Genomic DNA, 12,937 nt, shown 5'->3' on the forward strand with positions numbered 1-12,937 from the left:
GGAAGACCTCGACCCCTACCCGGCCACCGACGCGCCGATCAGCTCTACACCCTCAACTGTGAAGAGCCAGGAATGGTGCCCCGGCGTTCGCTCGCGCGCGTGGGCGACGGCCGCCACCGGCGCGCGGCAGGTCCGGATCGCCGAGCAGATCCTCGAGCCGGGCAACGAAGCGCCGCTGCACTGGCACTACGTCGAGGAGAACATCACGATCATGGCCGGCCGCGGGCGGTTCACCGCCACCGGCGAAACCGTCGAGCTCGGACCAGGCCACACGGTGATCGTGCAGAGCGTGGCGATGCACGGTTTCGTCAGCGTTGGCGACGAGCCGCTACACATCATCGTCTCGATGGGCTGACCTATCACCGAGGTGAACAACGTCGCAGGCAGAAGCACGCTCGGCGAAGACCCTCTCGGCGGGAGGCGGAGTCCAGCGCCCTCGGGTAGTTGGCTGGTGGGCCGCTGCAGCGCCGTCTGACGTGGGGTATCAGACGTAGCTGGCGGAGTTGTCATCCGTACCGTACCCGAGAACTGTCCGTTGCGTCGGGCGACTCGGGCCCACCGGGCTCCTGTTAGAGCGGGGGACCTACCCACCTTTCGCTCTTTGGCAAGTCCTTGGGTGGTGCAGAACATCGGAGTACCAGTGCAGTAACTTCCGACGGATGATGGTGAGCCGGGTCATGGACGCCTGAGTTGCCTATGGCGCACGCTGATCCGCCTCGGCGACATGTACGAGGACGTCGTGAACTTGACCGCCAGCCTGGAGTCCAAGTCCCGATCCAGCCGCTTCAGAGTTCGGCCGCGTTGGACCGCGATGCGGAACACCGCCTGCGACGCGTCCCGCAGCCGCAGCTACCGCGACCTGATTCGAACCCGGCCCAAACCAGCCAGGTGCGCGAACTTTGGTTCGGCGAAGTGTCACGTTGTACCCGACGGCAAGACCAGGGCTGGTGCCGCCGAGCATCCGGGCTCCGCGCAGCACCTCGGCCAAGCGCCGATCGAAGGACGCGCGTCCAACGGATCGAGCCCCGCAAGATTGGCGGACCGGACCGGCGAGTTTCCAACCTATTGTTCGAACGGACCGTCGTCAGGCACCGCTCGGCCACTGACAGTTCAGTCGACCGACCGGGTCAGAGCAGCCCAACTATCCAGATCTGCCAGGCGGTCGGTGAGTTCCTTGCGAATAATCCGCTCCGCCCAACTGCCGAGAGCAAGATGCATTGGCGGATCGTCGACTGCGACGACCTCCAGTATGGCCGCCGCGACACGATCGATATCAGCGACAGCCTCATCGGGAAGGTTCCTCAGGAGCTGAAGGACTGGGCCCACGGCCGTGTCATAGTCGGGATACTCGTTCTCAGATGAGATCCACTTCGCCAGGAACTGCGTGTTGAGACCACCGGGTTCGATCTGGGTGAACTTGATTCCCATGGGACCCAACTCTTGCGCCATCGCCTGAGTGATCGCGCCGACCGACTGCTTGGCGGCCGCGATGACGCCGGTCGCCGGAAATGACATATGCCCGAAAATAGACGACATCTGCAGAACATGCCCCGAACGCTGCTGTCGCAGGACGGGCAGGGTCGCGCGCAGCACGTTCAGAACACCGAAGAATCCCGTGTCGAACATTTCTCGGACCTGCTTGTCGGTGGTGCCTTCGGCCGAGCCGACGGTGGCGAACCCAGCATTGTTGAAGACGATGTCGATCCTGCCGAACGCCTCCACCGCTTGCTCGGCTGCCCGGTCAGCAGTCGCCTCCTCTCTCACATCGAGTTCGATCGCCAATGCGCATCCGGGAAACCGCGTTGCCAATTCCTTGGGTAAGATGCTGTTGCGTGCCGTTGCCGCCACGCGATCGCCCTGTTGGAGGGCGGCCTTTGCTAGTGCATACCCCATGCCGCCGGACGTTCCAGTGATGAACCAGACCCGGCTGTTCTCGAGTTCGTCGTGAATCATAGAATTCCTTGTCGTGAGATTTTCTGCGTAGACGCCTGTTCGAGCAAGTCGCGATCAGCCGGGATGTCGGCTGAAACGGCACCGACGTAATTCCAGCATCTACGAGCCGAGTAGACATCCGATAAACGGCCCTCCCGGCCAGGCATCTCATCCGGATAGTGCTGGCAAGGCGAAGAAGGAACTTGGGCAGGACTCGCGGTGTGCAATCCTCATCTCGAAGCAGGTGAGGAACGAGGAGGCTTGGATGGCTGGATTGGATCGCGCGAAGGCGTTCTGCAATCAATTCGGGATGCGCTTGCCGGTGCTGCAGGCGCCGATGGCCGGCTCGTCCCCCGTCGATCTGGCTGCGGCGGTGGCTGATGCCGGCGGTATGGGCGCACGCGGTGCCCTGATGGACAACGCGAATGAGCTCATACAGTGGGTCGATCGGTTTCGCGCCCGCTCTAACGGCCCGCTGCAATTGAATGTCTGGATCCCGGAACGACCCCGAACGAATACGGCGGAAGACCTGCAGCGTCTTGCCGATGCCCGGACGTTCCTCCGCGGATTCGGCCCGTTCGGCGAAGCCTCTGCGATGAGCCTGCCGTCGTTCGAGGAGCAGTGTGAGGCGCTGTTGCTTGTCCGCCCAGCCGTTGTCTCGTCGATCATGGGGCTGTTCAAACCGGCTTATGTCAGGCGTCTCCACGACAGCGGCATCGCGTGGTTCGCCTGCGCCACGACCCTGGACGAAGCGGTCGCGGCCCAGGAGGCCGGCGCAGATGCGATCGTGGCTCAAAGCATGGAGGCGGAGGCCACCGGGGCACCTTTGAGCAGGATGATGCCGAGCGCATCGATATCGGAATGCTTGCTCTGATCCCCTGGTTCGCCGACCATCTGCGGCTGCCCATCATCGCGGCGGGTGGTATTGGTGACGGGCGAGGACTGGCTGCCGCGCTCACCCTGGGTGCCAGCGCCGTGCAGGTCGGAACTGCGCTTCTGCGATGCCCTGAGACCGGAACACCCGCGGACTGGGTGGCAAGGCTTGACGGGTTGGCGCCGGAGGCAACCATGACCACCCGCGCCTATACTGGGCGGCTGGCCCGAGCGGCGGCGACCGCGTATCTGCAAGCGTGGGGTGAACCCATCGCGCCGCTGCCCGCGTCGTTCCCGGATCAGTTGCGACTCGTCACACAGTCGCGGCGGGGCGGTAGCGACGTGGAGGCCCTGAATCACTGGGCCGGCCAGGGTGCCGCCCTCGCCACTGACAAGCCTGCGGGCGAGGTGATCACCAAGATGTGGCGCGATGCAGCCGCGCTAATCAAGTGATCTCATTGAGATCGGAAGGCTCACGGCCCAGGCAGGAATCCAGTCTCGCGTTCAGCGACGTTCGATTGTCGACTGGGCCGGCCTGCGGCCGGCTCGGCTGTGCCATGTGGAGAGTGACCGCATTCTCTTGCGATGACATCCGGCAACTGGTGCCGCGCCTGTCCGGTGACAACGAAGGCGAACGCGGCTCTCCTGGCTCCCGTGCAGAGGATCGCGGCGGACCACGGCGTCGCCATCGGGAAGGTCGCTCTGGCCTGGATGCAGCAGCGGGCCGAGTACACCGCATGACCGTCGTGTCGATCCCGGGGCCCGCAATGTTCAGGACAGTGCCGTGACACCGCCGCGACCTGCGAAACCATTGCCCGGCCCGGGCGGGGTGTCTCGCCCGGGCCGCGCCGTTGTCAGCTCCGGGCCGGGAGGATGTTGTGGTTGAGGTGGAAGACGTTGCCGGGGTCGTAGGCGGCCTTGACCTTGGCCAGTCGGTGGTGGTTTGCGGCTCCGAGACCGGCCTCCATCCCGTCACGACCGAGCAGCCCACGAAGTTCCTGCATCCAGCCGATCGCCCGATCGTCATGCGCGGGGGACTCCCAGCGGGCGATCGGAGCGACCACCCACGGAGCCTTGCGGTAGGGCATGGGCCACCGGTCCGCGCACTCGGCCACCGCACCGCCCCAGGGAGCGATGGCAACCCTGGCGACGGTCTGGTCGGGCACCCGGGCGGCCCATTCGGTAGCGGCATCGATCGCCTGCTCGGACAGCGACGTCAGGTATCCCACTGCCCAGTAACTGCGTAACCCTGCCGGACCGTCCTGACTCCTCTGGAGGTCGGCGTAGGGCGTCTCGGCCAGCACTTGCGACGCGGGCGCTGACGCGAGCAGGGGCTCGATCAGCGCGGTCAGCTCATCCGTCGACCCGGTGTGAACGGCCGTCACTTTGGTCACCAACCGGCAGTGCAACTTGGCCGGCGCGACCGAGTCTGGCGGGTCGGTCGTCGCCACCACGGTGCCGCTGAGCTGGCGCGGTGGCTCGCCTTCGAAGACGTCGCGGAAGATCCGTACGACGTCCGCGTACGCGGCCCAGGGCCAGATCAGAGTCGCGGTCGCGACGGGCGGCACCGGGTACAGCTTGAAGGTGAGTGCGGTGGCGACGCCGAAGTTGCCGCCGCCACCGTGCAAGGCCCAGAACAGCTCGGCGTGTTCGGTCTCACTCGCGGTGACCTGTCGCCCGTCCGCAGTCACCAGGTCCACAGACAGCAGATTGTCGCAGGCGAAACCGTGCTGGCGCTCGAGCCAGCCGGAGCCGCCGCCGAGGGTGAGTCCGGCAACTCCCGTCCGGCTGTTCCGGCAGCCGGTTGTCGCCAGACCGTACTTCTGCGCCGCGCGGTCGAAGTCGGACCAGGTCGCCCCTCCGCCGACCCGGGCGACCCGTCGGACCGGGTCGATCTCGACCGTGTTCATCCGGCGCAGGTCGATGACCATGCCACCCTCGGTGGTTCCGCTGCCGCGGGCACTGTGGCCGCCGCCACGGACGGCGATCTCCAGCCCGCGGTCGACACCGTGCCGGATCGCCGCGACGACGTCATCCGCAGTCGTGCACTGGGTGATCAGTTGCGGGAACTTGTCGATCATCCCGTTGAACACCGCACGGGCGTCGTCATAGCCGGGGTCGTCGGGCCCGAGCACCTGGCCCGTGAATCTACTGGGCGGGACTCTCAGTGGTATATCGGTATGGGACATCAGAGGCTCCTTCGTGTACAGGGAACGCTGCACGTGGCCGAGCGTGGTCAAACGTTCACGCCATTGTCCGGATGCTGGATACACATGTGATGGACACGCCACGGCGAAGCCACGCGGCCGGTCGCGTACGGGCCCACAGGTACTGACTCCCCTTCGGCATGGAGCTCGAATGGCTCGCCGCAGCCATGATCGGTCGAGATTCGGCCGGCCGGCGCATGATGGGACCAGGGTCAGCAGGTCTGGAACCTCGCCGTGGACCCGGCCCGACCTGCTCAGGCTGTCCGCCTCGCGCGAGGTCACGATCGAGGGGGGAGACGCGGACCGCTCGCGCTGGTGGCGGTGCCCCGTGATCGACGCCGCGGCGCAGCGTGGGCTGGCGGCGATGGCCGCCACGTCGCGCGACGTGGGTTTGCGCCGGGTCGACCAGCACACCGAGCCAGGGCTGTTCTGGTCGCTGGGTAGAGGCGGCGGCAGCTTCGGTGTGGTGACCGCCACCTAGATTAGCTGGCGATCAGAGTCGAGGTCGTCAGCCAGCTGAGTGCTGGATCAGACCAATGAGCGGCTGGCGCCGCTGCGCGCTGGTCCGTCGATGGGAGGCTCGCCTTGACGCCGGTGCCGCAGGTGTATTCAGCAAGGACGTGGTCGGCCGGCTGCGTGTGGTAGGGGCGAAATACGACCCCGACTGGCTGGCCAGGATGGGGATCAACTGGCAGTCAGCAGGCTCGCCAGTTCTGCCGGTCGGCTGAGATGAACGAAATGCCCGCTCCCGGGCAACGTGGTGATAGTTGCCTCGGGCAAGATATTCGTGAGCCAGGTCCGATACGCCGGCGACACCTCGGCGCTGCCGACGTGGCAGTAGTACGTGCCGTTCGCGCGAAGCCTCTCCAGGATGTTCGTCCACCGCTCCTGCAGCTCACCGGCGGAAGAGACCACCACGTCGTTCCAGTACCCGAGCAGCAGATCCTGCCGGGGCGTGGTCCCGGACGAGACCAGGTACCTCATCGCCTCCGGCAGCAGGTCGATGCCCATGGCGGTGAGCAGTTCTTCCCACACCTCCAGGTACGACGGGCCGCGTAGCTGCGTCTCGACCTCGCGCAAGTAGATCCCGAAGTCGCTGACGAGCAGTGGCTGGTCGAGGTTGACCACGCCGCGGGCCGGGTGACTCCCGGCGTACGCCGTCGCGAGCACCCCACCGAGGGAGTGCCCGACCAGGACCGGGTCGTCCAGGCCGGCTTCGACCACGGCCTGCCGGATCACCGCCGCGACGTCATCGGCGGCGTACGAGTCGAGGCGCGGCGACTCGCCGTGGCCGGGCAGATCGAGGGTCAGTGCCCGGCGTTCGGGATCAATCCGCCGCAGCTCCTCGAGCAGCGGCCGCCACTGCCGGCGGTCGTAGGTGAGGCCGTGCAGCAGGACGAACGGCGGCCGGTCATTGTCTGTCCCGTAGCTCTGGCCGACCAGGTCGCCGTGGTAGGTCGGCTTCGACTCGCCGTAGTAGGTCAGTTTCGACATCGCGTGCTCCGTGGAGTGGGTGGATGACTACTCCCGGACATTGCCCGGCCGTCTTATATATCGCGTACACACGGCGCGGTCGCGTTCGCGCCGCTCGGACGCCTGACCGGGCGGCGACGGACAGCGCGAACTCGTCGAAGTCGTTGGGCGGTGCGCCGCCCGCGACCGCGGTCCAGGTCACGCTGGTCACCGCTCGGTTCGTCGCCGACCTTGATCGGCGCGGGGCAGCGTCTCGGTCGACTTGACAGCCTTCCAGCCGTCCTTCACCCGCGCGCCGACGCTGCTGAACAGATGATCCTTCGGCAACGTCACCACGAGCCGGGTAGTGGCTGCGGTGTCGGACTCGCTCGGCACCCGGAAACACCAGCTTGGCGAAGCCACCCGGCGCCGCGTCCGGCGACGACACCGTGACGTGTGCCGAGGCGGAAAGCGCGGAACCAGCGACGATGAGAAGGGACGCCGCGGCAAATCGCGGCTGGGCGCAAGACGGACTTCTTCAGCATGATCGCATCCAGCCCGGCGGCATGTCCGGCCGATTGATGCTGTCGTCTCCTATCAGCTGTGTATCGGCGACAGGCAGTCTGTGGTTGTTCTCCCGCCGAGGTGGGGGGCCTCGGGGAGAACCCAAGCGGGGAAACTGTGGGGGGTCCCCTTTGGGTTCTCTTGCCGGGGTGGGGGGCCTCGGGGGAGAACACCAAGCGGGGGACTTTGCGGGTATCCCCTTGGTGGCGGAGACCCGCATGTGTCCGCCACTCCTGTCGGTCAGTCGAGGTGCTGCTACCCACCGAGCGTGTCGCCTTGGTGGTTGGTCTCCTCGGCGGAGCAGCCCTGCGCACAGGTGCTTGTCCTCTTGACGCACGAGCTGATGACACTGGCCCTCGTGATCGAGGAACGGCGCCGGGCTCGCCGCTCTCGTCGACCACTCAGGAGTCGGCTCCGCAGGCCTTGAGCGGATCAGAGCCCTTGGCCACCAGACGCTTCGATGACCTGTCCGGTGATCCAGCCGCCGGCTTCACTGACGAGAAAGGCGATCACGCGGCCGATGTCTTCCGGCTCACCGATGCGACCCAAGGGGATTGTCTCAACGACTGGCGGGATGACCTCCGGCATCCTGGTGAAGATGTCGTCGACGATGCGAGTGCGAGTCGAGCCAGGTGCCACGGCATTGACCCGGATACGACGAGGCGCCAGTTCCTTGGCCCAGCACCGAGTGAGCACGTGCACCGCGCCCTTCTGAGATGCGTAACTTGAGTAGCCGGACGCGGTGCCGGTGTCGAGCGCAGAATTGCTGCCCGTGTTCACAATCGCTCCGCCATCATTCATCAGAGCGAGCAGCGACTGCGTGAGGAAGAACGGCCCCTTGAACAGGACCCGGTGGAACTGGTCGAACATCTCCTCAGTCACCTCGCCGAACGGCGCACCGCCGCCGATACCCGCGTTGTTGACCAGGAAGTCGATCTTCGACGTTCCCCACTTGCCTGCGATGATCCCGGCCAAGTCCGTGATGAAGGCGTCGAATGTTGAGATGTCGCCCGTGTCGAGGGGGACGGCTACAGCAGCACCACCAGCCTCCTCGATCGCGACCACCGTTTCTTTGGCCTCGGCCTCGTGCGTCCGATACGTCAGAACGACACCGATACCGAGCTTGGCGATCTCGATCGCCGCCGCCTGACCGATCCCGGCGCTTCCACCGGTGACTACTGCAACCTTCACTTCCAGCTCCGATCGTTGCGATGATTCCACCCATCCATTCGACCGGCTCGAGGCTTTGAGCGGTACGACGATTGTCCCGAACCTTTGCCTGATCCTCTTGAGATCGGAAGAGGTAGTGCGGACTTGGAGGCAGCGGTGGGCCCGGGCTCGCGTAGAGGTCCCGCCGGGACGCCGTACGTATGTCTAGGTGAGAGTCGGTAGTTTCCACTCGTCGGCGACGGTCTCGGCGTCGGGGTGTTTGAGGTCGCGCAGGATCGCGACAGCCGATGTCACCGCACGATGTGCCGCCTCGGTGTCGTCGAGAGCTTGCTGGCTGATCGCGTAGTTGATCAGCGTCTTCGCCTCGTTGTAGCGATTCCCCAGGTCGCGGAATCCCTCGAAGGCCAGCCGGTAGTAGCTCGCGGCTTGCTCGAAATCTCCAAGCCCCTGGTACGAGCTGCCGAGCGTGTCCCAGCTGTTGGCGAGCGAGTGCTGGTCGTCGAATTTCGTCCACAGCTCGACCGCCTGCAGGCAGATCGAGACCGCCAACACATGGTCGCCTGTCGCGTTGTACTCGTTGGCCAGGTTGTTGAGGGCACTGGCCTGGGACAGGTCGTCGGAGGTCATCCGCAAGACCTTCTGGTACTGCTGGATCGCCTCGACGGAACGGCCTTCGAAGCTGCGCAGGTTACCGAGACTGTCGATGGCGGTCGCCTCCTCCGACTCTGATCTCGCGGCCCGGTACACGGCGATCGCCCGGTTCAGGTGGGCGTCCGCGGCCTCGAAGCGATACAACCAGGTCTCTGTGTTGCCGAGCACATGGTTGGCCTTGGCAATCAGCAGTTGGTCGTCCATCCGGGTCGCGGCGGCGAGGGCGAGCTCGGCGGCCGCGATCAGGTCCTCCCAGTGCCCGGCGCGGTACAGGTATGTGTTCAGCGTCCAGGCCAGTTGGCAGACGTACTCGTCCAGCCCCGACTCGTAGGCCTTCCGCATGGACGAGACGATCACCGTGTACTGCGTGCTGAACCAGGCCCAGGCTGCACTGCGATCCGCGATCGGACGGACGCTGACTCCGGGCAGTAGCGTGACCAGGGCGATCGGATCACGATGTGGCCTGAGGAGCTGAACCGCCGCACGTGCGTTGTGCACCGTGTGGTTGAGCGCCCGAACCAAGACGTCCTGGCAAGTCGGCTGCTCCACCGCGGCCGCCAGGTCGGTGGCATAGGCACGGATCAGGTCGTGGAAGGTGAACTCACCCGGCAGGGACTCCGCCAGCAGATTGACCCGGATGAGTTCGGCGATCAGCCGGCGTGTCTCGTTGATCGGCAGGCCGGCCAGGCTCCCCGCGGCGGTGAGATCGTACTGTGCCCACGGCGCCAATGAGAGCAATCGGAACAGGCGCGCGCTTTCTGGTGTCAGCGAGTTGTACGACCAGGAGAACACCGACCGGACGTCGCCGCCGTCCAGGTCCTCGAACGCGTCCAGCCCGCGGCGCAGTTCGGCGGCGATCGCGGACAGACTGAAGGCCGGGTTGACGATCGCTCGCGCCGCGACCAGCGAGATGGCCAGTGGCAACCGTCCGCACCGCTCCAGGATCTCGTCCGCGGCCTGGGGCTCGGCGGTGACCCTGCGCGCCCCGAGCTTGCCGATCAGGAAGGTCCGGGCGTCGGCCGGCGCGAGGACGTCCAGCTTGATCAGGTCCGCGTCGTCGCTGACCAGCAAGCCTGTCAGCCGGTCGCGGCTGGTGATCAGCACCAGCGAGGTGGGCACCCCCGGCAACAGCGGCCGGACCTGCGCGGCGTCCTTGGCGTTGTCCAGCAGCACAAGCATCCGGCGGCCGGCCAGCAGACTGCGCAACAGCGCGGCTCGGCCGGTCAGGTCCGTCGGCATCGACTCGACCGGTACGCCGAGGGCCTCGAGCAGCACGTAGAGCGCGTCCTCGGGCGCGACCTGATCGCCTGCCGGACCGAATCCGCGCAGATCGAGGTAGAGCTGGCCGTCGGGGTAGCGATTCGCGATCCGGTGGCCGAGGTGGACCGCGAAGGTCGTCTTGCCGACCCCGGCCATCCCGGTAATCAATGCGACGGTCGCACGACCGCGGTCGCGGTCGAGATTCTGCACGGCCTCGGACAGCTCGGCAATCCGTCCGGTGAAGTCCCGGTGGTCGGCCGGCAGCTGTGCCGGCACCGGCAGCGACGAACCGGTGCCGGGCCGCTGCGCCAGGTCGGGCTGCAGGTCACCGCGCAGGACGCGGGCATACAATTCCTGCAGCCCGGGACCTGGATCGAGCCCGAGTTCGTCGACGAACAGCTTCTGGCACTGCTGGTATACGGCCAGTGCCTCGGCCTGTCGGCCCGACCGGTGCAAGGCCGTCATGTGGAACTCCCGGAAGCGTTCGTCGAACGGATACTCGGCGGTGATCGTGGCCAGCTCCGCCGCCGCCTCGGTGTACGCGCCCAGGTCGAGCTGCGCGGCCATCAGGGCCTCCATCGCCGCCAGCCGCAGCTTGCTCAGGTAGACCCGCTGCGTCTCCGCGTACTCGCCCGGGATCCCGGCCAGAGCGACGCCCTGCCACAGCGCGAGCGCCTCGCGCAGCAGCCGCCGCGCCCGGCTCAGGTCGCGGAAGCTCACCGCGGCCTCGGCATCGGCGACGTGCTGGCGGAACACGCCGAGGTCCAGGCTGCCTTCCCCGGCCCGCAGCGCGTAGCCGTCCCCGACCGACGCGATCACCGACTCCGCGGCCGGGCGGCCGGGGTCCAGCACCCTGCGCAGCCGATGGATGTAGGTCCGGATCACCTGTCCGGCCGAGTCCGGGATGTCGCCGCTGCCCCAGACGCCGTCGATCAGCTCACCGATCGAGGCCTGGGCGCCCTCGCGGACCAGCAACGCGGCCAGCACCGCACGCTGCTGCGGCGAGCCGAGCCGTAGCTCGCTCGAACCCCGCCAGGCCCGCACCGGCCCGAGCACCGTGAACCAGGTCGCAGCCCGAATATCTGACACACCCACCTGCCCCGAGAGAAGTAGTACAGAGTTCAACGAGAGCCTCGCACGAACCGGATACACATCCCGTAGACGAGCCGGCTACAGGCGTGTGTGTCCGGTTGCGGTGCGGTAGCGGCCGCGATGGAAGAGCAGGGGGTCGCCGCCCTGGGCCTGGTAGTGCTCCACTTCGCCGAGAAAGATCAGGTGATCGCCGGCGTCGATCCGGCGGACGGTGCGGCATTGGAAGTGTGCCACCGCGCCATCGATGAGGGGCAGACCGCCGATTCCCTCGATGAGGTCAACGCCGGCGAACTTGTCCTGGGCGGTCGGCTTCTGAGTTCGCGCGGCGAACTGGGTTGAGAGGTGTTCCTGGTCCGCGGCGAGGACGTTGACTGCGAAGTGAGTGGCGATCTCCATTTCGGCGAGGTGGGTGGCTGTCTTCGACGGGCACCAGGAGACCAGCGGTGGATCAAGTGACACGGAGGTGAACGAGGTCGCGGTGATACCGACTCTGCGACCGTCAGGGGTGCGGGTGGTGATCACCGCGACCCCGGTGGCGTACTGGCCCAAGGCGTTGCGGTAGGCGCCGGGCTCGAAGCGCGCCTGGTTTGCGGTGCATCGCTTGCCCACGGCCATCAATCCTCGGTACGGCCGCTGAGTTCGCCGCGTACCACAGGGGCCACCGCGGTGCCCAACAGCTCGATCGATGACATCACGTCACGGTGCGGCATCCCGCCGATGTCCATCTGCAGAAACTGTCGGCGGTGACCCAGATGCCGGTGCAGGTCGACGATCCGCTCGGCGATCTCCTGCGGTTCGCCTGCGAAGACCATTCCGCCGGGGGAGTAGTTCGGCTCGACGTCGTCCCACTGGGCCGGGATCACCCGGCCGGCGAGCGCGAACGACGCCATCTCGTGCTGGTGGAAGTGCTTCTTGGCGGCCAGGCCATCACGTCCGATGAAGCCATGGCTGGCCACCGAGATCTCCAGTCGCGCCGGGTCGACGCCGGCGTCGTCGGCGCTCTTGCGGTACAGATCGCCCATCCCGCCCCAGCGCTCAGGCGTTCCGTTGAGCGCGCCGTAGGAGATCGGGTGACCGGCGCTGCCCGCGCGGATCGTGGAGTTCGGGCTGCCACCGCTCCCGAGCACGATCTTCAGAGGTCTGTCGGGGCGGGGAACGACCAGTGCGTCCTCCAGTGGTGGGCGAAACGGGCTCTCCCAGCTGACGCGTTCGTTCGCGTTGACCTCGAGCAGCAGACCCAACTTGTCGGTGTAGAGCCGGTCGTAGTCCTCGAGGTCGTACCCGAACAGCGGAAAGGAGGCGGTCGACGATCCGCGGCCGGCGATGATCTCGACCCGGTCGCCGCTGATGATCGCGGCGGTGGCAGCCTGCTGGTAGAGCCGGATCGGATCGTCGGTCGACAGCACGCTGACCGCAGTCGACAGCGTGATGGTCGACGTCATCGCCGCGGCGGCGTTGAGGACCGAAGTCGGCGACGACACCGGCACGTTCTCGTGGTGGTGCTCGCCCACACCGAAGAAGTCCAGACCGACCTCCTCGGCCAGCCGGATCTGCTCGAGCACGTTCCGCACCGCCGTCGCCTGGCTGACAACCGTTCCTTCGGTATCGCGTCCCGCGACACCGAAGCTGTAGGCGCCAAGTTCAAACTTGTTGCCCTGCGCCACATCTCCGCTCATATCGAACTTCTCCTCGGAATTCAGGTGTTGTTTTGGTAACGAAAGGTTCCCTAGTACGTT

At 66.5% G+C, this 12,937-nt stretch carries 11 protein-coding genes and 1 pseudogene; 4 read left to right on the forward strand and 8 right to left on the reverse strand.

Annotated features, from left to right (window positions below):
* A partial coding sequence (locus tag ACFPJ1_RS21005; protein WP_380106199.1) for a cupin domain-containing protein occupies positions 1 to 355 on the forward strand: 355 nt, incomplete at its 5' end.
* Positions 356 to 1,110: 755 nt separating this feature from the next.
* Here the strand turns inward: ACFPJ1_RS21005 and ACFPJ1_RS21010 are convergent.
* Complete coding sequence (locus tag ACFPJ1_RS21010; RefSeq protein ID WP_380106201.1) at positions 1,111 to 1,953, reverse strand: SDR family oxidoreductase; 843 nt, start codon at positions 1,951 to 1,953, stop codon at positions 1,111 to 1,113.
* A gap of 316 nt (positions 1,954 to 2,269) precedes the next feature.
* On the opposite strand from ACFPJ1_RS21010, the pseudogene ACFPJ1_RS21015 reads away from it, so the two are divergent.
* Together ACFPJ1_RS21015 and ACFPJ1_RS21020 are read left to right on the forward strand one after the other, a co-directional pair.
* Positions 2,270 to 3,258: pseudogene (locus tag ACFPJ1_RS21015) on the forward strand (NAD(P)H-dependent flavin oxidoreductase).
* A gap of 132 nt (positions 3,259 to 3,390) precedes the next feature.
* Positions 3,391 to 3,546, forward strand: coding sequence for a hypothetical protein (locus ACFPJ1_RS21020; protein ID WP_380106203.1), 156 nt, complete (start codon positions 3,391 to 3,393; stop codon positions 3,544 to 3,546).
* Between the two features lie 113 nt (positions 3,547 to 3,659).
* Here ACFPJ1_RS21020 and ACFPJ1_RS21025 read toward each other — a convergent pair whose 3' ends face one another.
* Entirely contained in the window at positions 3,660 to 4,994 is a 1,335-nt protein-coding gene (locus ACFPJ1_RS21025; RefSeq protein ID WP_380106205.1) for an FAD-binding oxidoreductase, read from the reverse strand.
* Between the two features lie 169 nt (positions 4,995 to 5,163).
* Between ACFPJ1_RS21025 and ACFPJ1_RS21030 the strand changes: the two genes are divergently transcribed.
* Positions 5,164 to 5,493 (forward strand): hypothetical protein, encoded by a 330-nt coding sequence (locus tag ACFPJ1_RS21030; RefSeq protein ID WP_380106207.1) that lies wholly within the window; start codon positions 5,164 to 5,166, stop codon positions 5,491 to 5,493.
* 203 nt (positions 5,494 to 5,696) lie between these two features.
* On the opposite strand, the gene ACFPJ1_RS21035 is transcribed toward ACFPJ1_RS21030, so the two are convergent.
* The 6 genes from ACFPJ1_RS21035 to ACFPJ1_RS21060 form a co-directional block, all read right to left on the reverse strand.
* Positions 5,697 to 6,506 (reverse strand): alpha/beta fold hydrolase, encoded by an 810-nt coding sequence (locus ACFPJ1_RS21035; RefSeq protein ID WP_380106209.1) that lies wholly within the window; start codon positions 6,504 to 6,506, stop codon positions 5,697 to 5,699.
* Between the two features lie 186 nt (positions 6,507 to 6,692).
* Complete coding sequence (locus ACFPJ1_RS21040; RefSeq protein WP_380106211.1) at positions 6,693 to 6,860, reverse strand: DUF1775 domain-containing protein; 168 nt, start codon at positions 6,858 to 6,860, stop codon at positions 6,693 to 6,695.
* A gap of 600 nt (positions 6,861 to 7,460) precedes the next feature.
* Positions 7,461 to 8,249 (reverse strand): SDR family NAD(P)-dependent oxidoreductase, encoded by a 789-nt coding sequence (locus tag ACFPJ1_RS21045; RefSeq protein WP_380106213.1) that lies wholly within the window; start codon positions 8,247 to 8,249, stop codon positions 7,461 to 7,463.
* A gap of 153 nt (positions 8,250 to 8,402) precedes the next feature.
* A complete protein-coding gene (locus tag ACFPJ1_RS21050) occupies positions 8,403 to 11,198 on the reverse strand; it encodes an AfsR/SARP family transcriptional regulator (RefSeq protein ID WP_380106215.1) in 2,796 nt (931 codons plus the stop codon).
* Positions 11,199 to 11,279: 81 nt separating this feature from the next.
* A complete protein-coding gene (locus ACFPJ1_RS21055; RefSeq protein ID WP_380106217.1) occupies positions 11,280 to 11,810 on the reverse strand; it encodes a flavin reductase family protein in 531 nt (176 codons plus the stop codon).
* 5 nt (positions 11,811 to 11,815) lie between these two features.
* On the reverse strand, positions 11,816 to 12,877 hold the full coding sequence (locus ACFPJ1_RS21060) for an LLM class flavin-dependent oxidoreductase (protein ID WP_380106219.1): 1,062 nt from the start codon (positions 12,875 to 12,877) through the stop codon (positions 11,816 to 11,818).
* Between the last annotated feature and the right edge of the window lie 60 nt (positions 12,878 to 12,937).

Origin of the sequence: Kribbella qitaiheensis, assembly GCF_042657745.1 — a bacterium.
In the GTDB taxonomy this organism is placed as follows: Bacteria; Actinomycetota; Actinomycetes; order Propionibacteriales; family Kribbellaceae; genus Kribbella; species Kribbella qitaiheensis.